Here is a 22,051-nt window from a genome sequence, read left to right as displayed (position 1 = left end):
CCGGCCCTCGAACAGCGACCTCCTACGCCGCCCCCCACTTCCGCAGCGTGGGTGCCACCCGCTGCCGCCCCACCCGGTACAGCGACTTCGCCCCGCTGCGGGCCACCCGCCGGACCACGGCCTTGACCCGCCCCGCGTCACCCGCGGCGAACGTCCCCGGCAGGGGCCGCCCCTGCTCGTCCAGGCCGTGCCGGACGAGGAGGTCGCCCAGGTAGAGCCCCGCGCGCTGGGGCGTGTAGTAGGGCCGCAGCGGCGGCAGAACGGCACCGGCGCGCAGCGCGTCGATGCGGGCGCGCGCGGCGGCGTACGGCTCGGACTTGCCGATGCCCTGCGCCCCCGACCAGGCCGGGTCGGGCTGCGGCAGCGCCCCCGCGTCGATGTCGTCCCAGGAGGCCAGGCAGCCGGAGTGGAGGAAGTAGTGGTTGCCGTGCGCCTCCCGGACACCGAAGTCGGTGAGGATCGCGGTGGGGATGCCCCGGTGCATCGACTCCAGCGCGGCCGTGGAGCTGACCGTCACCAGTAGATCCGTACGGTCCAGGACCTCGCCCATGTTGCCGTAGACGAGCCGCAGGTTGGGCGGCACGGTGTCGGCCAGCTCCTCGACGAGGAGCTGGTACGGGTCGGCCTCGACGTGCGTGGTCGCCTCCCCCGGCATGCTGCGCAGCTTGATCAGCACCTCCCGGCCGGGATGCAGACGGGCGTGCGCGGCCGCCCGTTCGAGGAGCGCCAGCCGCGCCGCCCTGCCCTTCGGCACGGACGGCTGCACGGCGAAGGTCAGCGTGAACGGCCGCTCGACGGCGGCCGACGGCAGGTACGGGTCGCCCCCCAGGAACGGCAGCGCGCACTCCACGACCGTGTCCGGGTCGACGCCCACACTCGTGAACGCCTTCCGGAAGCGGGCCGCGTCGTAGGCCGAGTTGGCGAGGACGAGATCGCTGCCGGCGCGGGTCAGCAGGCCGTCGACCATCTTCTCGTAGACGACACCGACGTACCCGGTGACGGTGACGGGCCGCCGCTCCCGCCCGTCCCACGCGAGCCCCAGGCTGTGCGTCAGCGTGAGGACCGTGCCGCCCAGCAGCGCCATCACGACGACGTCGGCGGCGGCCAGCTCCTCGTCGCCGACCAGCTCGGCGGCGGACACCTCCCGCCGGGTGTCCGGCACGATCCCGATCTCGGCGAGCTGCCGCTCGGTCGGGGTCGACCGGCCGCTCAGGAAGTACGCGTCGAGCGCGTGCCCGGGCGCGAGCTGCCGAGCCACGGACGCGCCCCACTTCCAGCGGGTGTCGGAGTCGGCGAGAACGGCGATGCGTCTGGGAGGCATGGCTCAGGGCCCTTCCTGGCGTGAATCGTCCGGCGCGCGCCCCGGTTCGGCATGTTCGCGCGGTGCGGAGAGATTAAGAAGAAATCCTGAGCGTCGGATGAGCGATTTCCCGCGGAATGCGGGCCCGGCTGATGCGGAAGCGGTGCGTCCGCCGGGCCGGGCGCCGTAACTGCCCCGGTTTGCGGGGCAGTTGACGAACGAGAGCGCCGATCCGCGTCGCCTCCGCGTCAAGAAGAGTTCGAGCGATGTTCACGTGTGCTCAGACAACGAGCGGGTACACACGGCCGCTCACATGGACCCGCGGCCGGACCCCCTGTCCGCCCGGCGCCGCGGCGTCGCCGCGCAGCTCGAAGCCGCCCCAGGTCTGTCCGTCGGCCGCGTACGTCACCGTGCCCGGCAGGGACACCGGGGCCCGGAACTCCGCGCGGACCCGGGTCGCCGGGGGTGTGCCGTGCTCGGCGAGGCAGCGGGCCACGGTCCACATGCCGTGCGCGATGGCCCGGGGGAACCCGAACAGGCGGGCACCGAGCGGATGCAGGTGGATCGGATTGCGGTCCCCGGACACCGCCCCGTACCGCCGCCCCACATCCCCGCCCCACCGCCACTCGACCACCCCGGGCAGCACCGGCTCCCCCTCCGGCCCACCCCCACGAACGGCCTCCGCCCGGTCCGGGTCGCCCGGCACCCGCCCGGCCCCACCCTCTCCGGCCGGCCCGCTCACGTTCCCGGGCGCCTTCCCGTCCCTGCGTCCGTGCCGGGCGAGATAGGTGCTCCGGGACTCCCAGGAGACTCCCACCCCCACCCCGAAGCCGCCCTCCTCCTCGCTGCCGTCGCGCACCTCGGTCACCACCGTCGCCTCGGTGCCCCGGCGGTGGGGTGTCAGCCCGTCGACGTACACGGTGATCTCGTACTCCCCGTGGGCGGGCAGCCGTCGGCGGCGGGTGATCTCGATCGACGTGTGCACGAGTCCGAGGAGGGGGAGAGGGAAGGAGCGGCCGGACATGATGCGCATGGCCAGCGGAAAGCCGAGGACGTGCGGATACGTCAGCGGGAGGGCGTCCTCCCCGGTGGGGAACCCGCAGACGCGCTCGTACGCGGCGAGCCGGGCGAGGTCGATCCGGACGCCGGGCAGGACGAGCCGCGGGAATCCGCCGGCGGGCACGTCCGGGGAGTCCGCGCCCGCGAGCCCCCGGCTCTTGCGCGGCGAGCGGAGGGCGCCCCTGGCCAGCGCAGGGCCGAGGGCCGGTGGGGCGGCGAGGACGTGCGTCGGCTGCATCGGACGGTCTCCCCTTCCTCGCGCCGGGCTTCCACTCCCCGCGCCGGACCCGCTTCTTACTCACGAGTCAGGTTACCCGAGGTAAGGGCTGAGTGGGTCTCTCCGGGCCCGGTGGACATGAACGACCCTCAGGTAACTTGGCACCCCCTTGACCTGCGCATGTACCGCGCACCGGCGGTCTGCGACACTGCACATCCCCGGCCCCGTTCCGCCTCCGGACCATCGCTACACTCACACGCACCTCACACACCAACCCCGTACGATCCGGGCACAACGAACGCCCAGGAGCCGCCCGTGTCCAGCCTCGAACACACCGAACCCGCGCCGGTGGAGCCCGAGTTGAAGCGGCTGGACGGCACCGTGCGGGAGGCGTACGTACCCGCGCTCGCCGAGTCGGCGGCCTACGGCTCCCTCGCGGACATCCCGTTCGACAACGCGACCCACGCACCCGACTCGGTCGTCCTCAGCCGCAAGCGCGGCGGCGGGCCGGCGGACGGAAACGCCGACGGGAGCCCGGACCGGGAGCGGGACGCCGACGCGGGCGACGGCGAGTGGCGGGACGTGACGGCGGCCGAGTTCGCCGCCGAGGTGCTGGCGCTCGCGAAGGGCCTGATCGCCGAGGGCCTGATGCCGGGCGACCGCATCGCGATCATGGCGCGGACGACGTACGAGTGGACGCTGCTGGACTTCGCGGCCTGGGCGGCGGGTCTGGTGACGGTCCCCGTCTACCCGACCTCCTCCGTCTTCCAGACCCGCTGGATCCTCCAGGACTCGGGCGCGGTCGCGCTGGCCGTGGAGACGGCGGGCCAGGCCGCCGCCCTCGGCCCCGAACTGGACCGCATCCCCGACCTGCGCCACATGTGGGTCTTCGACAAGGGCCACCTGGGCCGGCTGGCCGAGCTGGGCCGGGACGTGTCCGACCAGGAAGTCGCCGTACGGCGCGGGGTGCTGGGCCCCGACACCCTCGCGACCCTCATCTACACCTCGGGCACGACCGGCCGCCCCAAGGGCTGCGCCCTCACCCACGGCAACTTCTGCGCCGAGGTCGACAACGCGATCGACCTCCTCTACCCGATCTTCCGCGCGAAGACGGACGAGGAGGCGTCCACCCTCCTCTTCCTCCCCCTCGCCCATGTGTTCGGCCGCATGGTGGCGATCGGCTGTATGCGGGCGCGGGTGCGCCTCGGCCACTCGCCGAGCTTCCGCACCGAGGACCTCCTCGCCGACCTCAAGTCCTTCCGCCCGACCTTCCTCCTGGTCATCCCCTACGTCCTGGAGAAGGTCTTCAACACGGCCCGCGCCTCCGCCGAACGCATGGGCCGCGCCTCCTCGTACGACAGGGCCGCCGCCGTGGCCCGCCGTTACGGCGAGGCCCTGGAGGCCGAGCAGCACGGCACCGGCCCCGGCCCCTCCGCCTTCCTCAGAACGGCCCGCACCTTCTACGACCCCCTGGTCTACCGCCGCATCCGCAAGGCGCTGGGCGGCAGGGTCCGTTACGTCATCTGCGGAGGCAGCCCCCTCGGGCGCCGCCTGGCCGCCTTCTACGCCGGCGCGGGCATCGACGTCTTCGAGGGCTACGGCATGACGGAGACGACGGCGGCCGTGACGGTCACCCCGCCCAACCTGCCCCGCCTGGGCACGGTCGGCCGTCCCCTCCCCGGCACGCGCGTGCGGATAGCCGCCGACGGCGAGATCCTCCTGCACGGCGGCCAGATCTTCCGCGGCTACTGGGACCCCCAGGCCGGCGGAGTCGTCCCCGCCGGCCCCGACGGCTGGTTCGCCACCGGGGACATCGGGCGGCTCGACGACGAGGGGTACCTCACGATCACCGGCCGCAAGAAGGAGATCCTCGTCACCGACAGCGGCAAGAACGTGGCGCCGGCCCCGCTGGAGAACTGGCTCCGCTCCCACCCCCTGATCGCCCACGCCATGGTCATCGGCGACCGCCGCCCCTACGTCACCGCCCTGCTCACGCTGGACCCCGAGGGCATCACCCACTGGGCCCTGATGAACGCCAAGCAGGACCTCCCCCTCGACCGCCTCGCCACCGACCCGGACCTGCGCGCCGTCCTGCAGCGCGCGGTGGACGAGGCCAACCGCCTCGTCTCGCGCCCCGAGTCCATCCGCAGGTTCACGATCGTCCCCGGCGGCTTCACGGAGGAGGAGGGCCACCTCACCCCGTCGATGAAGCTGCGCCGGGAGGTCGTGGAGCGCTCCTTCGCGGACGAGATCGAGGGGTTGTACGAGAAGTAGTCCGCGCCGGGGGCCGACGCCCGCGGAACGGACCTACATCCCGGCGGCCGGATCACCCTCCCCCAGCCCGACCCACCAGTGCCCGTCGTCCCTCACCAGCAGCAGCTCCTGCTTCTGGCCGGTCCTGTCGTAGGTGAGCCGGACGGGATTGAAGTAGTCCACGACCCCCTCCTCCACCATGACGTCGACGTGCCCGCGGGCGCCCTCGCCGAACTCCCGGACCTGGTCGCGGGCGGCGCCCCGGGGCTCCTCGTACGCGGGCCCGGCCAGCTCCGTCAGCCCCTCCACATCACCGGCCCTGAGCCGCTGCACGTACGCCCGCACGACGGTGTCGACGTCCTCGGCGGTCTCCCGGACATCGGGGTACCTCGACGTCTCGGCCCGCACGGTGACGTCGACGCGGGGGGAGGAGGCGAGCGAGTACGGCGCCCGGAACCAGTTCCCCCACACGACCGCCCCGACCCCGAGCACGACGACCAGCCCTCCCCAGCCCAGCAGCACGCCCCGTCTCTTCAGCGACCCCACGACCCACCCCGTTCCGATCCGTTCCGACCACTCGGCCGATGCCGACCCTCCCTGAGAGAGTCGTCTCGGCAGGGGGAGGTTGTACGGCCTGACGCATGCCCAGGTCAACGGCCTGTCGCACGCCGGGACGCAGCCGATACCGTGCGGTCACATGGAACGAAGACGCATGAGGCAGCTGTTGTCCTCGACGTGGGGCCGGCTCTCGGCTGCCGCCCTGCTCCTGGCCGCCGCGCTCTGGGGCTGGTCGGCGGTCCGGACCTTCGGAGAGCCGGGCGACGGGGACCCCTTCGCGGACCACCTGTCCCTCCGTCGGCTGGGCGGTCTACGCCGCCGCCGTCCTGTTCCTCGGCCTCCACCGGCGTCAGCTGCTGCCGGAGGCCGGAGCCCAGGACGCACGACGGGTGCTGGACGGCATCCGTTCCCTGCCCACCTCCGCCAACGGCAAGGTCGCCCTGGCGTTCGCCGCGCTCGGCGTGACCGGGTGGATCTACGTGGGGGTAGGGGTGCGACTGCTCGGCTGGGACCTGCCACTGTTCCCGCCCGGCGACGACGGAGAGCTGGTCGTCCTCGCCGGGACGGTCGCCTGCGCCACCGCCGTGCTCTTCGCGGGCACACACATCAAGGAGCGCCGCTGACCCGGCCGACCGACGTCGCGGACAGCTCGGCGACCACCTCGTCGTCCGCGTCCCCCTCACCGGAGGGCACCGGCACGAACCCCAGCGAGGTGTACAGGCGCTCGGCGGCGGTGTTCTCCGGGCGGTACGACAGGCGCAGGACCGTACAGTCCGGACGGTCCGCCAGCCGGCGCAGCAGGGTCCGCGCCACCGCCCGCCCGACCCCCCTGCCCTGCTCGGCACCGTCGATCAGCATCCCGCCGACCCAGTACGAGCCGTCCTCGTCCCGCCCCCACATGACGTGCCCCACCACGGTGTCGTCGGCGCGGACCGCGAGCGAGTGCCACACGCCCTCGCGAAGGGACAGCAGGAGATACCGAGCGGCCAGCGCCGGAACGTACCGCCGCTGGCCGTCCAGGGGAGCGATGTCCGCGACGGCCCGCCAGTTCTCGTCGTCGACCTCGTGCAGGGCGATCCGCCGCCCCACCCCGTCCACCAAGCCTTGATCGATCATGCGGGAAGGCTACGGCCGGCCCGGCCGGCGAGGAAGGCGGTTCGCGAGCCCTCGCCCTGACTCCCGGGGCGAGTTGATTCCCCGGCCCCGTTCGGGAACGCCCCCACGTCCCGTGCCGTCATAAAGGGCGCGGTGTCACTCCGGGGGAGGCTGACAGCAGTGGAGTCGGGGACGGATCTGCCGGGGCGTGGTGGCGCCCCCACGGGCGAACGCGGGCCCGGTACGGGAGGCGGGGGGACGGATCGTCCTCCGCGTCCGCGCGGGCCGGTCGCGGCCGTCGTCGCCCTGCTCATCGTGGGCGTGCTCGTCGCCGCCGGGGTGTACGTGGCCAACCGGGACGGGACGACCGGTGCGTCCCCGGGCCACGGGCCCGCCTCCTCGGCGGCCGACGGGTCCTCGGGCGGCGCGCGGGACGGGGCGAACGACGTCACGGTCCGTGTCACCGCCGAGGACGGCGGGAGCTGGGTCTCGGCGAAGGACGCGGCCGGCGAGCTGCTCTACGAGGGACTGCTCCGGCGGGGGGAGGCCAAGACCTTCTCCGCCGAGGAGTCGATCGATCTGGTCCTCGGCGAGGCGAGCGCCCTCCGCCTCGTGGTCAACGGGAAGAAGATCGACGGGGACTTCGCCTCCGGCAAGGTCACCCGACTGACCTATACGAAGGACGACTGACTCTCCGCGCCCCCGAAAGCCCCGGCACCGGGAAAAGGCAGGAGCCCCTTCGCCGAAAGGCAAGGGGCTCCTTGGGTACTGCAATCAGACGTCGTCAGAGGGGCATCCCTCGATCAGACGGGCGTGACGTTCTCCGCCTGCGGGCCCTTCGGGCCCTGCGTCACGTCGAAGGAGACCTGCTGGTTCTCCTCCAGCGAACGGAAGCCGTTCGCGTTGATGGCGGAGTAGTGGACGAAAACGTCCGGGCCGCCACCCTCCTGGGCGATGAAGCCAAAGCCCTTTTCGGCGTTGAACCACTTCACGGTTCCGGTAGCCATAAGCCCTCCTTGGGCCCAAAGGGTTGCCCTGCTCCAGAACCCTGCAAGTGTGAAAACAAGATGCCGCACAACTGCATACGTCTGAAAAGACGAGAGCCCGCGGTTACATGCTCCGCAGGCTCTGTACTGCAAGGGAAACCAAACTGCAACTTGCGGCGAGCCTAGCACGCGGGCAGGGGAATGCAATAGAGGGCAAGATCACGTCACCCGGATGTTTGATCGGCCCGACTCGGGGGTTGACGCATCGCCTCTTCCGCCTCACCGGCCCCGCCGACGACACGCCGCCGAAAGCATTGACACGTGAAGGGCATCCGGTGTCGGGAGCGCCTCCCGGCCCCCGGAGCCCGCACCGTACCCCATGAGGGCTAGCCTCGCGATGTGGACAATTCTCGCAACCGGCCGCGCGTCGGCCACATCCAGTTCCTGAACTGCCTGCCTCTGTACTGGGGGCTCGCGAGAACGGGCACGCTCCTCGACTTCGAGCTGACCAAGGACACCCCCGAGAAGCTCAGCGAGCAGCTGGTGCGCGGCGACCTCGACATCGGGCCCATCACGCTCGTGGAGTTCCTGCGCAACGCGGACGACCTGGTCGCCTTCCCCGACATCGCCGTCGGCTGCGACGGGCCGGTGATGTCCTGCGTCATCGTCTCCCAGGTGCCCCTGGACCGCCTGGACGGCGCACGCGTCGCACTGGGCTCCACCTCGCGCACCTCCGTACGCCTGGCGCAGCTGCTGCTGTCCGAGAGCGTCGGCGTGCAGCCGTCGTACTACACCTGCCCGCCCGACCTCCCGCTGATGATGCAGGAGGCGGAGGCGGCGGTGCTGATCGGGGACGCGGCGCTGCGGGCCAACCTGCTCGACGCGCCGAACTTCGGCCTGGAGGTGCACGACCTGGGCGCCATGTGGAAGGCGTGGACGGGACTGCCGTTCGTCTTCGCGGTGTGGGCGGCGCGGCGGGACTACCTGGAGCGGGAGCCCGAGGTCACCCGCAAGGTGCACGAGGCGTTCCTGGCCTCCCGCGACCTGTCCCTGACCGAGGTGGCGAAGGTCGCCGAGCAGGCCGCACGCTGGGAGTCCTTCGACGAGCAGGTTCTGGAGCGGTACTTCACCACCCTGGACTTCCGCTTCGGCGGGCCTCAGTTGAGCGCGGTCGCCGAGTTCGCGCGGCGGGTCGGCCCCACCACGGGATTTCCGGCGGACGTGAAGGTCGACCTGCTTTCCTGAACATTCACCCCGGAGTTCCCGTCGAAGTTACGGGAATTTCGTTTGACGAATTCCACGGTCCGTGGCATCTCCCGCCGACCGGTCGCCGCCGCCCGCATTCCCCTTCGGGCGTACGGCACTACGCTGCTGGGGAGTCGTGCGCCGGGACGAGTTCGTACGGGGGAACGTACGGGGTGACGCGCGAGAGACGTACGGGGGAGGTGCCGCCCATGCAACCGCTCGATGCCGGCGAGCCCACGGTCGTGGGGCCCTACCGGCTGCTGGGCCGGCTCGGGTCCGGCGGGATGGGCCGTGTCTATCTGGGGCGCAGCGCGGGCGGCCGTACCGTCGCCGTCAAGATCGTGCATCCGCACTTCGCCCTGGACGAGGAGTTCCGCGCGCGGTTCCGGCGCGAGGTCGACGCGGCCCGCCGCGTGGGCGGCTCCTGGACGGCCCCGGTGCTGGACGCGGACCCGGAGGCGTCCGTCCCCTGGGTGGCGACGGGCTACGCGGCCGGCCCGTCCCTCGCGGCGGCGATCGCGGACGGCGGGCACCTGCCGCCGCACTCGGTACGGGTCCTGGGCGCGGGCCTGGCGGAGGCGCTCTCGGCGGTGCACGCGCTGGGCCTCGTCCACCGCGACGTGAAGCCGTCGAACGTCCTGCTCACGGTGGACGGCCCGCTCCTCATCGACTTCGGCATCGCCCGCGCCACGGACGGCACGGCCTCGCTCACCTCCACGGGCGTGTCCATCGGCTCCCCCGGCTACATGTCCCCCGAGCAGATCCTCGGCAAGGGCATCACCGGCGCGGCGGACGTCTTCTCCCTGGGTGCGGTCCTCGCGTACGCCGCGACCGGGCAGTCCCCCTTCCCCGGCGACTCCTCCGCCGCCCTCCTCTACAAGGTCGTCCACGAACCGCCGCTGCTGGACGGTCTGGAGGGCGACCTGCGGGACCTGGTCGAGCGCTGCCTGGCCAAGGACGCCGCGGCCCGCCCGGGCCCCGACGAGATCGCCCGCACCCTGGCCCTCGAGGGCGCGGCCCGTCTGGTGTCGGCGGGCTGGCTGCCGGGGCCGCTGGTGGAACAGGTCGGCCGCAGCGCCGTGCAGGTGCTGAACCTGGAAGCGGCGGCGGACGTCCCGTCCGGGCCGGTGGGGTTCAGCAGCCCGTCGGTGGCGGGAGGCCCGACCGGTGACGGGCCCGCCGCGAGCGGGGTGTTCGGTCCGCCGCCGGTGATGTCGTCACAGGTGTCGCAGGCATCGCAGGCGTCACCCGCGTCGCCCGAGACGTATGTGCCGGGGCAGCGGACCGAAGGGGTGGTGGCGGACGCGGCGCCCCCGGCGCCCGGCAAGCTGTCGGTGAGCGTGGCTGCCTCGTCCACGGCCGCCGCGAACGGGCGCGGCCGGAGGGTGAGTTGTTCGGTCGCCCTGGCGATCGCGGGAGTGTTCGCGCTGGTGGGCGTGGGCATGCTGGTCGGGCCCGGGACGCTGTGGGGCCGGGAGGACAAGGGCGACGCGGCGGACAAGGTGCCGTCGGCCGAGGCCAGTCCGAGCGGCAGCGGCCAGGACACGGGGGCGCCGGGGGACGCGACCGGCGAGCTGCCCAAGAAGTATCTGGGCACCTGGGAGGGCGACGGCTACGCCCTCTCCGGCAGCCTCCCCGCCGGCACCTTCACCGTCACCCTCGAACAGACCGCGGTGGGCGGGACCTTGGGCACGTTCCGCTCCGTCGACCTCCTCGGCGGCACCTGCGACGACAAGCTCGTCCTCAAGAAGGTCACCGAGAAGAACATCGTCGCCACGAGCATCGCCGACACCAAGAACAACCCCGGCACCTGCACGAGGAACACCCACGAGATCACCCTCACCCCGGTCGGCAAGGAACTCGACTACACCTCGACCAACGCGGACGCGGGCAGACCGACGGCCCGCTTGGCAAAGGTGGAGTAGCGCGGCGGGCCCTGAGAAGCAGCGGGCGAAGCCCTGCTTCTCAGGGGCGCGGGGAACTGCGCGACCAGCCCCCACCGAACCCGCGGCGGGGCATCGAAGGGGCACAGCCCCTGGAGGAGGGACGGGTAGGGGCGGCGGGGGCGAGAACACCACCGCGGCGAGGGCGAGAACCCCGGTTCACCCCCACCCCGCCCCCTCATAGGCTGCCCCCGTGGATCCGGACCCCTGGCTGATCGCACTCACCCTGGCCGCCACCCTCTGGGGCGCGGCCGCGGGCACCCTGCTACCCCGCCCCGCCTACCGCTTCACGGCCGACGAGGACACCCCCTGGCACCACGCATGCCCCGCCGGTCACCCCCTCGCCGGCCCGGCGGCCGGCTGGCTGGGCCCCGCACGCTGCCCCAGCACCCCCACCGCCTCCCCGGCACCTACCGCCCCGCCCTCCACAACCCCGCCCTCCACAGCCCGACCCCTCGCAGCCCCACCCCCCACCTGCGCCTACGGCCCCCGCACCCCCGTCGTCGCGACCGTGACCGCTCTCGTCTGCGCCTCCCTCGCCCTCGCCACAGGCTTCCGCCCCGAACTCGCCGTATGGCTGCTCCTCGCCCCCCTGGGCGTCCTGCTCGCCCTGGTGGACCTCGGCGCGCAACGCCTCCCCGACCCCCTGACGCTGCCCTTCGCGGGCCTGGCGCTCACCCTGCTGGGCGGTGCCGCGTTCGTCCCCGAGCACGCGGGGGAGTGGCGGACGGCGGCCTACGGTGCCCTCGCCCTCGGCGGCTTCTACTTCCTCTTCTTCCTCATCCGACCCGTCGCCCTCGGCTTCGGCGACGTGAAGCTGGCCGTGGGCCTCGGTGCCGTCCTCGGCTGGTACGGCTGGGGCGCGCTGTACCTGGGCACGTTCGCCGGCGCGCTCATCGGCAGCGCGTACACAGTGGTCGTGGCGGTCCGGGGCCGCGCGGTGCGCGGGCAGCTGGTGGCCCTGGGGCCGTTCATGATCGCCGGGGCGTACGTCGCGCTCCTGCTGGAGGCGTACGCGGCCTGAACGGGCCCCCGTTCCCGGGTTGTCCACAGGCGGACGGGCTGACGTCGGGTGAGGCCCGGCCCTGGCGTAGGCTGGCTCGGTCTGTTCAACCCTTACGAAAGGGACGCTCCCGGTGACCGAGAAGGCCGACCTCCAGTCCGTTCTCGACCGTGCCGCCGCGGGCGGGCGGATCACGCCAGAGGAGGCGCTCGACCTCTACCGCGACGCCCCGCTGCACGCGCTCGGCGCCGCCGCCGACGCCGTCCGCCGGCGCCGGTACGCGGGCACGGAACACATCGCGACGTACATCATCGAGCGGAACATCAACTACACGAACGTCTGCGTGACGGCGTGCAAGTTCTGCGCGTTCTACGCCCCGCCGAAGGCCAAGGACAAGGGCTGGACGCGCGATCTCGACGACATCCTGCGCCGCTGCGCGGAGACCGTCGAGCTGGGCGGCACCCAGATCATGTTCCAGGGCGGACACCACCCGGACTACGGGGTGGAGTACTACGAGACGCACTTCGCCGCCATCAAGAAGGCCTTCCCGCAGCTGGTCATCCACTCCCTCGGCGCGTCCGAGGTCGAGCACATGGCCCGGATCTCGAAGGTCGGCGTGGAGGAGGCGATCACGCGGATCCACGCGGCCGGTCTCGACTCCTTCGCCGGCGCCGGCGCGGAACTGCTTCCCGAGCGCCCCCGCAAGGCCATCGCCCCGCTGAAGGAGAGCGGCGAGCGCTGGCTGGAGATCATGGAGATCGCGCACAAGCTGGGCGTCGAGTCCACGTCCACGATGCTCATGGGCACCGGCGAGACCAACGCCGAGCGCATCGAGCACCTGCGGATGATCCGAGACGTACAGGACCGGACGGGCGGCTTCCGGGCCTTCATCCCGTACACCTACCAGCCCGAGAACAACCACCTCAAGGGCCGTACGCAGGCGACGCTCTTCGAGTACCTGCGCATGATCGCCATCGCCCGGCTGTTCATGGACAACATCGCCCACATCCAGGGCTCCTGGCTCACCACCGGGAAGGAGGTCGGCCAGCTCTCCCTGCACTACGGGGCGGACGACCTCGGTTCGATCATGCTGGAGGAGAACGTGGTCTCCTCCGCCGGTGCCAAGCACCGCTCCAACCGCATGGAGATCATCGACCTGATCCGCAAGGCCGGCCGCGTCCCGGCCCAGCGGACCACGACCTACGAGCACATCGTCGTCCACGAGGACCCGGCGAACGACCCGGTCGACGAGCGCGTCATGTCCCACATCTCCTCCACGGCCATCGAGGGCGGCACGGCCCACCCCGAGCTGAAGCTGCTCAACGCCAACTAGGGCTCCTGTGCTGACGATTCACGCCGCCGAAGAGGTGCGGCGCACCTGGGACGACCCGGAGCCGATCAAGGACGGCGCCGTCGTGGTGGACGGCGCCGTGGTCCGGGCCGTCGGGGCGGCGGACGCCGTCCGGCAGCGGTTCCCGGACGCCCGGGTGCGGCAGTGGCCCGGCGTCCTCGGGCCCGGCCGGGTGCACGAGGGCCCGCTCCCGCAGGCCCCGTCGCCCCGCGAACGTATCCACGAGGTACTGAAGTCGGGCGCGACGGCCGTCCTGGACCAGCACGCCGGCACCCCGGAACTCCGTGCAGCCGCCGCGCGCAACCACCTGGTCGTACTGCCCCGCCCGCACACCCCGGCGATCGTCGAACTGGGCCGGGCGGACCTGGTGGCCTTCGACGACTCCGGCGCCTGTGTGGCCACGGTGTGCGCGGGGCGCCTGGTCCACCGTCGCCGCTGAGCCGCTGAGCCGCTGAGCCGCTGGGGCACCGTCGGCTCCCGCCGTCAGGGGCGTGGGGAGAACGCCTTCCCGAACGCCCCGTCCTCCTGGTCGACCCCACTGCAGTCGACCAGCGCGTCACGTGCCGCGCCCCCGCACTCCCGGTCCCGGAACGTCGCCCACATCGACACCCAGGCCACTCCCTTCTCCTCCGCGAACTCCCGTACCTGCGCCGCGTCCTCCAGGGTGAACGTCTCGTTGTCGATGTCGTTGACGCCCAGCATCGGGGTCAGCGCCAGCGCCCCCCACGCCGTGGCCTCGCTCGTGCCGAAGACCGCGCGCAGCTGCCGGTGCGCCGACTCGGCCGCCCGCTGTGCGTAGTCGCCCATGTCACCGTCGTACGAACGGGCGTAGTTCATGGTCATGATGTTGACCGTGGTGACCTCCACGCCCTCGGCGGCGGCCGAGTCGAGCAGGGCCATGCCGTGGGCGTCGAGGCCGGACGGCATGACGGGGAGGGTGAAGGTCACGGAGAGGCCGGGGCGGTCCCGCTGGAGCAGCGCGATCGCCTCGGAACGCAGGCCGACGGAGGCGGTGTCCTGCAGCGCGTCGCCCTCGACGTCGAAGTCCGCCGCGGTCGAGCCGGCCGCGTCCAGGGCCGCGCCGTACGCCTCGGCCAGCTCGGGCGCGCTGTCGCAGACCTCCGCCAGCTCCGGCCCGGAGGCGCCGCCGAAGGAGACCCGCGCCGAGGCCCCGGAGGCGGTGAGTGCCGTGATCCGGGACCTGACCGCCGGGTCGTCGACGGCCTTCGTGCCGTTCCACGCGGGCGTGCACGCGTCGCCGTCGGCGATCACGAACGCCAGGTGGTAGGAGGCGGCCGACCCGGCGCCGTCGAGGTCGGAGGCGTCGGTGGCGCTCACGTACGGCGCGTACTCCGTGACCGGCCCGGGGGCCGACGGGCCCGTGGCCGTACCCGCCGACCCCGCCGGGCCCCCGGGTACGGACCCGGCCTCGTCGGTGCTCGCGGTGCAGCCCGCGCAGGCCAGGACCGCCAGGCAGAGCAGTCCGGCGGCCGTTCCCAGGGAATTCCTCACGGTACTCACAAGGGAAATGAAGCACACCCGACCGTGCCTTATCCGTGCTTCCACGGAATTGCGGAACCGAATCCGCGTCACGGCACGGTGACCGGCAAAGGGTTGGCCGGTCGGGCAAAATTGGCCTTACCGGCCGCATGCTCGGCCCTGAAAGCAAACCCCTCATGCTTCGCAGTCGTTCACGGATTATCCGGGAAAGCGGACGGGGCGAGGTGTCTCCTTCCGGAATCCCGCGGGAACAGTCGGGAATTGCCCGACCGATGACCGCTCCCTGTCCGGAAGAACACGGGCCCGGTCCGTCGATGAAAATCTCGCCCCTCCGTCGGCGCGCGACAGGGCCGGGTGCCGTGGGGGAGTCCGGGCCGTACTGCCACAATGGGGCCCGTGACCCGCGCATCCCTGGACAAGCAGCCGCACGAAGTCGCCTCGATGTTCGACCGCGTGGCGAAACGGTACGACCTGACCAACGACGTGCTGTCCCTCGGACAGGACCGGCGCTGGCGCAAGGAGGTCGCGCAGGCGGTCGACGCCCGCCCCGCCCAGAAGATCCTGGACCTCGCGGCCGGCACGGGCACCTCGTCCCAGCCCTTCGCACGGACCGGCGCGTACGTGGTCCCGTGCGACTTCTCCCTCGGCATGCTCCGCGTCGGCAAGGAGCGCACCCCCTGGCTGCCGTTCACCGCGGGCGACGCCACGAGACTGCCGTTCAAGGACGACACCTTCGACGCGGTGACCATCTCCTTCGGCCTGCGGAACGTGCAGGACACCGACACCGCGCTGCGCGAGCTGCACCGGGTGACCAAGCCCGGCGGGCGCGTCGTGATCTGCGAGTTCTCCCACCCGACCTGGACACCGTTCCGGACCGTCTACACCGAGTACCTGATGCGCGCGCTGCCGCCGGTCGCCCGCGCGGTGTCCTCCAACCCGGACGCCTACGTCTACCTCGCCGAGTCCATCCGCGCCTGGCCCGACCAGGCGGGCCTCGCCGAGCGGCTGCTCAAGGCCGGCTGGGAAAAGGTGGCGTGGCGCAACCTGTCGGGCGGGATCGTCGCGCTGCACCGGGGGTTCAAGGCCCTCTCCTAGGGCCCGCGAGGCGCCCGCCGCGCCCCCGTTTCACCCGTACGAGGGATGCCCGCGAGGGAATCCTGTTGACGGGAACCGGTCAACAGAAACTACCGTCCGTTGATACGTCGGCACGCGCCGGTGATGTCCCTGACGCACCGGCGCTTCCCCGACCACGGCGCATCACGGCCCGAGTTCTCTGGATGACGGAGCGTTCCATGACGTCCTACTGCCCGCACTGCGGAACACCCGGCCCCGACGAGGCGCGCTTCTGCATGAAGTGCGGCCGGGAACGCCCGCCGGTCCCGGCGGCGGCGCCCGGCACGGGCAGCGGGGCGACTCCGGTGCCACCACCCGCCCCACCGGCCGCCCCGCCGACGGTTCCCCCGGCGGTCTCCCCGACGGCGGGTCCGCCCTCGGCTCCGCCGGGTGCCCCACCGCTCGGCCCGCCCCTTCCTCCGCCTCCGCCCGAGTACGCCCCCGTCCCCGCCCGTCCCTCGCCCGTCGGCGCCTTCCTCGGCCGGGCCTTCCGGGGCGACTGGGCGGGTTCGGCCCTGGCCGCGCTCTGGCCGGTCGGGCTCCTCCTGGTCACGGCCGTCGCCCTGGCCGTCCCGTCGTACGGCCAGGGCGACGGCGCGGGCGAGGAGGACTTCGTCGGCTTCGGCGACCGTCTCGCCCTCGCCCTCGCGGGCCTCCTCCAGGGCCTCGGCGGCGGCTTCACGATCTCCGAGCCCGGCGGCGGCGACTATGCGGGCGACTATCCGTCCGCCGGGGGCGCCCTCGCCGTGTCCCTGGTCCCGCTCACGGTGACCGCCCTCTTCGTCGGGGCCCTCTTCATCGGCGTACGGCTGCTCCGCACGCGGCTGGCGACCCGGGGCGCGTACGGGGGCGCGTACACGAGTGCTCACGGCAGCGCGCACGGGAGCGCTTATGGGGGTGTGCCGGGCGGCACGTACCCCGGCGCGTACGGCGGCACGCACGCCGGAGTACCCGGGGCGACACCCGGTGGCGGCCGTACCGCCGGACTCGAAGCGGCCGTGCGGGTCACGCTGCTGGTGACGGCCGCCGTTCTCGTGCTCGCGCTGTTCGGGCAGCCCGAGATCGCGGCCGTCGAGGTCTCGACGTCGGTCTGGCGCGCGACGCTCGGCGCACTGCTGCTCACCGCCGCCGTCAGCGCCGGCCTGCTGCAGCGCGACGACCTGGCGGCCTGGCTGGCCGTCCGCCCCGGCCCCCGGGCCCTGTTCCGGGCGACCGGAACGGCCGTACGGGCCATGGCGATCGTCCTCGCCCTCTGCTCGCTCGTCGCGTTCGTCGTCCTCGCGGCGAACGACGAGTGGCAGGCCGAATGGGACGAGGACCTCAGCCCGCTCCTGCTCGTCCTGCTCGTCCTGCCCAATCTCGCCGTCCACCTCCTCGGTCTCTCCTGGGGCGCGTCCGTCCAGGGCGAGGCGGGCCGTACGAGCCTCGGGGGCGGCTCGTCGTACGACGGCGACTCCTCCGGGGACTACGGGCTCACCGAGTCCAGCCCCTACGGCGGTGGCTACGAGCACCGGGCCTTCGGGCTGTCCGAACTGGGTGACGCAGTCAACTCCTGGGCGGTCGTGGGCGCGTTGACGCTGGGCGCGGTCTGCGCCCTGACCCTCGGGATCGTCGCGGCCCGCCGCTCCTCGGGCCGCGGCGAGCAACTCCTCGCCGCCGGTGTCTTCTTCGGTCTCTTCCTCCTGCTCGCCGGGGTCGGCGGCTTCGGCATGGAGGCGTCCGGTTCCGCCAGGACGGAGCTCAGCAGCGAGTTCTCGGCCGCGGGCCAGGTGGACGTCGGCCTCGATCTCGCCGAGGCGCTGCTCTTCGGTCTCCTGTGGGTCTTCGGCGCGGCCTTCCTCGCGCCCTATCTGCTCCGGATGACGGGAGCGCGCACGGCGGTCCTCGCCCCACCGGTCCCGGCCATGCCCAGCGGCGGCCCGACGGCCCCCGGGGTCCCGCACCAGGCCTCCGTGCCGACCTCGACCCAGGTCACGGCTCCGGTCACGGCGGCGTACGAGCCGCCGCTCGTCGAACTCGGCCACCAGTACCAGCACCAGCAGCCGCCCGCGGCCCCGGCCGGGACCCACGGCCGGGCGCTCGTCTGGATCGTCACGATCGTCGCGGCCCTCGTGATCGGCGGGGGAGGGGCGGCGGCGATCCTGCTCTGGCAGAAGTAGAGGGGCCCGGAGGGAAGTGGCGGCGACCCGCGCCCGGCAGGGGCGCGGGGGCGCCCCGGGCCCCGGAGGCGTACGCCGGGCTACCGACGTGCCGCGAAGGGATCCCCCGGCTCGTCCAGCGCCCTGCGCAACCCCGGCGGCGGCCCGCCGTGGCGCGGTTCGCGCACCCCGCCGCCGTCGTCGCCCGACTCGAACCACACGGTCACCGCGGCCCCGCGCGGCACCTTCACGCCCGGCGGCGGGTACTGCCGTACGACGTGGTCCACGGCGGCGAGTCGGAGGTCGGGCCGGTCGGGTGCGACGAGGGTCAGCCCGTCCGCCTCGGCCGTCTCGCGCGCGTCCACGGCCATCAGGCCGACGAACCGTGGCACACGCACTTCGAATGACTTGGGTGTTATGCGCACAGATGTTCACCCCCAGCGGTACCGGCAGGGTAGCCGCCGGGCGGGCCCGACCGGAAGCACTGCGTGGCAATCTGCGGCAAATCGCTACTCTGGGTGACGAGTTGACGAAATACCGAACGAAGAGCCCCTTGAACGGCTCTCGTCGAACGGCTCCCCTCGATCAGCCCCTCACAACGCCAGCCGGTAGCAGTGCCCCTCCTGCCGGGTGACCGGTGTCGTGTAGGTCTCCGCCAGCTCCATGCCCAGCCGCCGGGTCACCGCTATCGACCGCTCGTTGCGTGCGTTGACCATCGCGACGACGCTGCCGACGCCCGCCGCCCGCACCCGCTCCAGGGTCTGTACGGCGGCGGCGGTCACGTACCCCTTGCCCCAGTGGCCCCGCGCGAGCCGCCAGCCGATCTCGATCTCCCCGGTCGGACCCCACTCCCGGGGCCACGGCTGGGCGCCGGTGAAACCGATGGCCCGGCCCTCCTCGTCGAGCATCGTCCACAGGCAGAAGCCGTGTTCGGCGTCATGGCGGCGCTGGCGCGCGGTGAGCTCCTCGTAGACGGACAGCTCGGCGCCACGGCCGCCGTGGAACTCCATGACCTCGGGATCGTCGAAGATCCGGTGCCAGGCGAAGGCGTCCTCGTCGGTGGGGACGCGCAGCCGTACGTCGGGCAGAGCTCGGTTCACAGGGGCAGCCCTTCAGCCGATGATCGATACCGCTGAATAGACTGCCCATGTCCGACCCCTGTCGGCACATGTTTTCCGGCCGTCCGGTTCCGCCGACGGCCGGCAGGCTTCGCTCCGTACCGTCTACTTCTTGGGGAGAACCCGTCGTGACCGAGCCCCAGCCCCTTACCGAACACACCGCCGATGTGATCGTCGTCGGGGCCGGGCCAGCCGGTTCCACCACCGCGTACTACCTGGCCAAGGCCGGCCTGGACGTACTGCTCCTGGAGAAGACCAGCTTCCCGAGGGAGAAGGTCTGCGGCGACGGCCTCACCCCGCGCGCCACCAAGCAGCTGGTGTCGATGGGCATCGACATCTCCGAGGAGGCCGGCTGGCTCCGCAACAAGGGTCTGCGGATCATCGGCGGCGGCGTCCGCCTCCAGCTCGACTGGCCGGATCTCGCCTCCTACCCGGACTACGGACTGGTCCGCAAGCGCGACGACTTCGACGAGCAGCTCGCCCGCCAGGCACAGAAGGCGGGCGCCCGGCTGTACGAGCGCTGCAACGTGGGCGCACCGGTCATCGACGACCGCACCGGCCGGATCACCGGCGTGCACGCCAAGCTCGGCGAGGAGAAGCGGGAAGTCACCTTCCACGCCCCGCTGGTGGTCGCGGCCGACGGCAACTCCACCCGGCTCTCGCTCGCGATGGGCCTGCACCGCCGCGAGGACCGCCCGATGGGCGTCGCCGTCCGCACGTACTTCACCTCCCCGCGCCACGACGACGACTACCTGGAGTCCTGGCTGGAGCTGTGGGACAAGCGCGGGCCGGGCGAGGACCGCCTCCTGCCCGGTTACGGCTGGATCTTCGGCATGGGCGACGGCACGTCCAACGTCGGTCTGGGCGTCCTCAACACCTCCGCCGCCTTCAAGGAGCTGGACTGGCGCGACGTGCTGAAGGCATGGTGCGCGTCCATGCCCGAGGAGTGGGGCTACACCCCCGACAACATGACCGGGCCCATCCGCGGCGCCGCCCTCCCGATGGCCTTCAACCGCCAGCCCCACTACACCAAGGGCCTGCTGCTGGTCGGCGACGCCGGAGGCATGGTGAACCCGTTCAACGGCGAGGGCATCGCCTATGCCATGGAGTCCGGGCAGATCGCCGCCGACGTCATCGTCCAGGCCCACGCCCGGGCCACCCCCGGGCAGCGCGAACTCGCCCTGCAGCGCTACCCGCAGGTCCTCAAGGACACCTTCGGCGGCTACTACACGATGGGCCGCGCCTTCGTGAAGCTCATCGGCAACCCGAAGATCATGAAGCTCGCGACGCAGCGGGGGCTCACCCACCCGCTGCTGATGAAGTTCACCCTGAAGATGCTGGCCAACCTCACCGACCCCACCGGCGGCGACGCGATGGACCGCATCATCAACGGCCTGAGCAAGGTGGCCCCGAAGGCGTGAGGACCGGGCCGGCCCGACGGGGTGTTCCGGGCCGGACCGGCACCACACGACGGGCCGGCACCACCCGCCGGGGAGGTGTCACCCGTCGGCCGCCGTCCCGGTCGCGTCCACGCGCGGACGGTGAGGTGTAACGGCCCCGGACGCGGGAACCCGTCAGGCGCGACGACAGGGCCCCGTGGCGGCGGGAGCCGTCCCGTACCCCCGTGCGGGGCGGCGGCGGCCCTGTGGGGCTCCTGGGGCCTTTCCGAGGGCAGCCCGGAGGGCCGCTTCCCCTCGGGGAGAGCGGCCCTCTCGAAAAGCGTCCGGGGCGACCGCGTGCGGGCGCAGCCTCAGAGCACGCGCACCGCGCCGGTGGCCGGGTAGCCGGAAAGGTCCTGGATGACGACGCCCTTGGAGGGGTTCGCCGCGTCCAGGTACTGGCCGTTCCCGACGTAGACACCCACGTGGTACGCGGAGCCCTTGGCACCCCAGTACAGGATGTCGCCGACCTGCAGGTTGGACAGCGAGACCTCGGTGCCCTGCATCGACTGGTCCTGCGAGACCCGGGGGAGGCTCACGCCGACCTGCTTGAAGGCGGCCTGTACCAGCGAGGAGCAGTCCCACGCGTTGGGGCCGGTGGCGCCCATGACGTAGGCGTCGCCGAGCTGCGCCTTGAGGAAGGCGATGACCGTGCCGACGCTGCCACTGGCGGGCGCCGTCGTCGTCGTGGTGGTCGTCGCCGAGTTGGTGGTGAGGGTGGTCCGCTCGCTGTCGCGCGCGGCACGCTCGGCCTCGGCCTTGCGCTCGGCCTCGGCGGCGGCCTTCTTGCGGGCCTCTTCCTTCTTCGCCTTGACCAGGTCCTTCTCGGCCTGCTTGGCAGCCTGTTCGGCGGCCGTGTCACGCTCGGCCTGCAGCTGGTAGTCGGCCGCCATCGCCTGCGTGGCGTCCGCGGACTGCGCCGCCTGCGTGGCCAGGTCGGCCGTGAGGGTGGGCAGTTCGAGCGTCTGCGTCACCGGCTCCGCCGCGAAAGCCGACGTGGACGCGCCGGCCACTGCCACGGTGCTGAGAACGCCACCGGCGACTCCGGCGCGCATCGCGATCGAGGACGCGTTGCGGCGGGGTTTCCGGTGGCTGCGTATGTGAGCGGTGTGGGACATGGGTACAAGCGGTACCAGCGACTCCTCCATACCTTCAAGAAACGTGTGCTGCGCCACAGTTGTTCAACGGAGGCCCCAAATTCCCTGTGCGTCACTCTTTATTGACGCCGTAACGGGCATAGCGGACACCGGCCATCATGGCCGTGATCATGCGCTTTCGTGAATACGCCCGAATTGCCCTGTGCTTACCATCGATCGCAGCGAGTGGCCAAGGCTCGTTGATTTGATCTCCCTGTGATGTGACACAGGTCACAGCGCTGTCGCTGTCGACGCGGCGTCCCGCGCGGAGGGCGTCCGCCTCCGGCGCTCGTGAACGCGTGCACGCGTCCACATCCGTGCGCGGGACTCCCTCCGAGGTGTGAACGCCGCGCTCTACCAAGCGACCCCGTCCAGCACCAATTTGCATGCAGCGGAAATCTCTTGATATGGAGACGACCCTCGTGACCAGCGGTAACGAACGAAAATGTCACTTCTGGTGATCAGTCTGGCGCTTCCGGTATGAAGATCGACGGCCGTCCGAGTCCATGATCCACCGTCAGGTGGTGGAGATCACAAACTCGGTGCTGTACCCCGTGTCGCAGATCACAGACCGGCAGGCATAGGATGCGGGGCAGT

General features: G+C 72.1%; 20 protein-coding genes. 11 read left to right on the top strand and 9 right to left on the bottom strand.

What is annotated here, in order from left to right; all coding sequences use genetic code 11:
* Positions 1-22 precede the first annotated feature (22 nt).
* Positions 23-1,321, bottom strand: a complete 1,299-nt coding sequence (locus SCAB_RS18175) for a DUF6716 putative glycosyltransferase (RefSeq protein WP_013001535.1) — start codon at positions 1,319-1,321, stop codon at positions 23-25.
* A gap of 259 nt (positions 1,322-1,580) precedes the next feature.
* Positions 1,581-2,597, bottom strand: coding sequence for a MaoC/PaaZ C-terminal domain-containing protein (locus SCAB_RS18170; protein WP_013001534.1), 1,017 nt, complete (start codon positions 2,595-2,597; stop codon positions 1,581-1,583).
* Between the two features lie 294 nt (positions 2,598-2,891).
* On the opposite strand from SCAB_RS18170, the gene SCAB_RS18165 reads away from it, so the two are divergent.
* Positions 2,892-4,850, top strand: coding sequence for an AMP-dependent synthetase/ligase (locus tag SCAB_RS18165; protein WP_013001533.1), 1,959 nt, complete (start codon positions 2,892-2,894; stop codon positions 4,848-4,850).
* A gap of 33 nt (positions 4,851-4,883) precedes the next feature.
* Here SCAB_RS18165 and SCAB_RS18160 read toward each other — a convergent pair whose 3' ends face one another.
* Complete coding sequence (locus tag SCAB_RS18160; protein ID WP_013001532.1) at positions 4,884-5,375, bottom strand: hypothetical protein; 492 nt, start codon at positions 5,373-5,375, stop codon at positions 4,884-4,886.
* 401 nt (positions 5,376-5,776) lie between these two features.
* Between SCAB_RS18160 and SCAB_RS18155 the strand changes: the two genes are divergently transcribed.
* Positions 5,777-6,010, top strand: a complete 234-nt coding sequence (locus SCAB_RS18155) for a hypothetical protein (protein ID WP_013001531.1) — start codon at positions 5,777-5,779, stop codon at positions 6,008-6,010.
* On the opposite strand, the gene SCAB_RS18150 is transcribed toward SCAB_RS18155, so the two are convergent.
* Entirely contained in the window at positions 5,994-6,503 is a 510-nt protein-coding gene (locus SCAB_RS18150) for a GNAT family N-acetyltransferase (RefSeq protein WP_041669345.1), read from the bottom strand. The two genes, SCAB_RS18155 and SCAB_RS18150, sit on opposite strands and share 17 nt — an antisense overlap.
* Positions 6,504-6,662: 159 nt before the next feature.
* Between SCAB_RS18150 and SCAB_RS18145 the strand changes: the two genes are divergently transcribed.
* Positions 6,663-7,172 carry a DUF4115 domain-containing protein gene (locus SCAB_RS18145; protein ID WP_037723063.1) on the top strand — a complete coding sequence of 170 codons (510 nt, stop codon included), beginning with the start codon at positions 6,663-6,665 and terminating at the stop codon, positions 7,170-7,172.
* Positions 7,173-7,285: 113 nt separating this feature from the next.
* Here the strand turns inward: SCAB_RS18145 and SCAB_RS18140 are convergent, their stop codons facing one another.
* Complete coding sequence (locus SCAB_RS18140; RefSeq protein ID WP_007490911.1) at positions 7,286-7,489, bottom strand: cold-shock protein; 204 nt, start codon at positions 7,487-7,489, stop codon at positions 7,286-7,288.
* Between the two features lie 378 nt (positions 7,490-7,867).
* Here SCAB_RS18140 and SCAB_RS18135 point away from each other — a divergent pair, with 378 nt between their 5' ends.
* The 5 genes from SCAB_RS18135 to SCAB_RS18115 all read left to right on the top strand — a co-directional run bounded on the left by SCAB_RS18135 (position 7,868) and on the right by SCAB_RS18115 (position 13,449).
* Positions 7,868-8,713, top strand: coding sequence for a menaquinone biosynthetic enzyme MqnA/MqnD family protein (locus SCAB_RS18135; RefSeq protein WP_013001528.1), 846 nt, complete (start codon positions 7,868-7,870; stop codon positions 8,711-8,713).
* A 209-nt stretch (positions 8,714-8,922) separates the two neighbouring features.
* Complete coding sequence (locus tag SCAB_RS18130) at positions 8,923-10,638, top strand: serine/threonine-protein kinase (protein ID WP_013001527.1); 1,716 nt, start codon at positions 8,923-8,925, stop codon at positions 10,636-10,638.
* A gap of 211 nt (positions 10,639-10,849) precedes the next feature.
* Positions 10,850-11,680, top strand: coding sequence for a prepilin peptidase (locus SCAB_RS18125; protein WP_013001526.1), 831 nt, complete (start codon positions 10,850-10,852; stop codon positions 11,678-11,680).
* Between the two features lie 112 nt (positions 11,681-11,792).
* Positions 11,793-12,992 carry a cyclic dehypoxanthinyl futalosine synthase gene (mqnC, locus tag SCAB_RS18120; RefSeq protein ID WP_013001525.1) on the top strand — a complete coding sequence of 400 codons (1,200 nt, stop codon included), beginning with the start codon at positions 11,793-11,795 and terminating at the stop codon, positions 12,990-12,992.
* 7 nt (positions 12,993-12,999) lie between these two features.
* A complete protein-coding gene (locus SCAB_RS18115) occupies positions 13,000-13,449 on the top strand; it encodes an imidazolonepropionase-like domain-containing protein (protein WP_013001524.1) in 450 nt (149 codons plus the stop codon).
* A 44-nt stretch (positions 13,450-13,493) separates the two neighbouring features.
* Here SCAB_RS18115 and SCAB_RS18110 read toward each other — a convergent pair whose 3' ends face one another.
* Complete coding sequence (locus SCAB_RS18110; protein WP_041670694.1) at positions 13,494-14,522, bottom strand: chitinase; 1,029 nt, start codon at positions 14,520-14,522, stop codon at positions 13,494-13,496.
* A gap of 384 nt (positions 14,523-14,906) precedes the next feature.
* Here SCAB_RS18110 and SCAB_RS18105 point away from each other — a divergent pair, with 384 nt between their 5' ends.
* Together SCAB_RS18105 and SCAB_RS18100 are read left to right on the top strand one after the other, a co-directional pair.
* Positions 14,907-15,605, top strand: a complete 699-nt coding sequence (locus tag SCAB_RS18105; protein ID WP_013001522.1) for a demethylmenaquinone methyltransferase — start codon at positions 14,907-14,909, stop codon at positions 15,603-15,605.
* Between the two features lie 197 nt (positions 15,606-15,802).
* Positions 15,803-17,782, top strand: a complete 1,980-nt coding sequence (locus SCAB_RS18100) for a zinc ribbon domain-containing protein (RefSeq protein ID WP_013001521.1) — start codon at positions 15,803-15,805, stop codon at positions 17,780-17,782.
* Positions 17,783-17,862: 80 nt separating this feature from the next.
* Here SCAB_RS18100 and SCAB_RS18095 read toward each other — a convergent pair whose 3' ends face one another.
* Together SCAB_RS18095 and SCAB_RS18090 are read right to left on the bottom strand one after the other, a co-directional pair.
* Positions 17,863-18,186: a PASTA domain-containing protein gene (locus SCAB_RS18095; RefSeq protein WP_013001520.1), complete on the bottom strand. Its 324-nt coding sequence runs from the start codon at positions 18,184-18,186 to the stop codon at positions 17,863-17,865.
* A gap of 168 nt (positions 18,187-18,354) precedes the next feature.
* A complete protein-coding gene (locus SCAB_RS18090; protein WP_013001519.1) occupies positions 18,355-18,861 on the bottom strand; it encodes a GNAT family N-acetyltransferase in 507 nt (168 codons plus the stop codon).
* 146 nt (positions 18,862-19,007) lie between these two features.
* On the opposite strand from SCAB_RS18090, the gene SCAB_RS18085 reads away from it, so the two are divergent.
* Positions 19,008-20,300: a geranylgeranyl reductase family protein gene (locus tag SCAB_RS18085; RefSeq protein ID WP_013001518.1), complete on the top strand. Its 1,293-nt coding sequence runs from the start codon at positions 19,008-19,010 to the stop codon at positions 20,298-20,300.
* Positions 20,301-20,629: 329 nt separating this feature from the next.
* Here SCAB_RS18085 and SCAB_RS18080 read toward each other — a convergent pair whose 3' ends face one another.
* Entirely contained in the window at positions 20,630-21,466 is an 837-nt protein-coding gene (locus SCAB_RS18080; protein WP_013001517.1) for a C40 family peptidase, read from the bottom strand.
* Positions 21,467-22,051 lie beyond the last annotated feature (585 nt).

This window comes from Streptomyces scabiei 87.22, assembly GCF_000091305.1.
Classification (GTDB): domain Bacteria; phylum Actinomycetota; class Actinomycetes; order Streptomycetales; family Streptomycetaceae; genus Streptomyces; species Streptomyces scabiei.
The sequence above is the reverse complement of the archived record's forward strand: the minus strand, read 5'-3'. Positions and strand labels throughout refer to the sequence as shown.

Coding starts and splice junctions, on each gene's coding strand:
- SCAB_RS18175 (WP_013001535.1), bottom strand. CDS start 1,321: ATGCCTCCCAGACGCATCGCCGTTCTCGCCGACTCCGACACCCGCTGG.
- SCAB_RS18170 (WP_013001534.1), bottom strand. CDS start 2,597: ATGCAGCCGACGCACGTCCTCGCCGCCCCACCGGCCCTCGGCCCTGCG.
- SCAB_RS18150 (WP_041669345.1), bottom strand. CDS start 6,503: ATGATCGATCAAGGCTTGGTGGACGGGGTGGGGCGGCGGATCGCCCTG.
- SCAB_RS18140 (WP_007490911.1), bottom strand. CDS start 7,489: ATGGCTACCGGAACCGTGAAGTGGTTCAACGCCGAAAAGGGCTTTGGC.
- SCAB_RS18130 (WP_013001527.1), top strand. CDS start 8,923: ATGCAACCGCTCGATGCCGGCGAGCCCACGGTCGTGGGGCCCTACCGG.
- SCAB_RS18100 (WP_013001521.1), top strand. CDS start 15,803: ATGACGTCCTACTGCCCGCACTGCGGAACACCCGGCCCCGACGAGGCG.
- SCAB_RS18080 (WP_013001517.1), bottom strand. CDS start 21,466: ATGGAGGAGTCGCTGGTACCGCTTGTACCCATGTCCCACACCGCTCAC.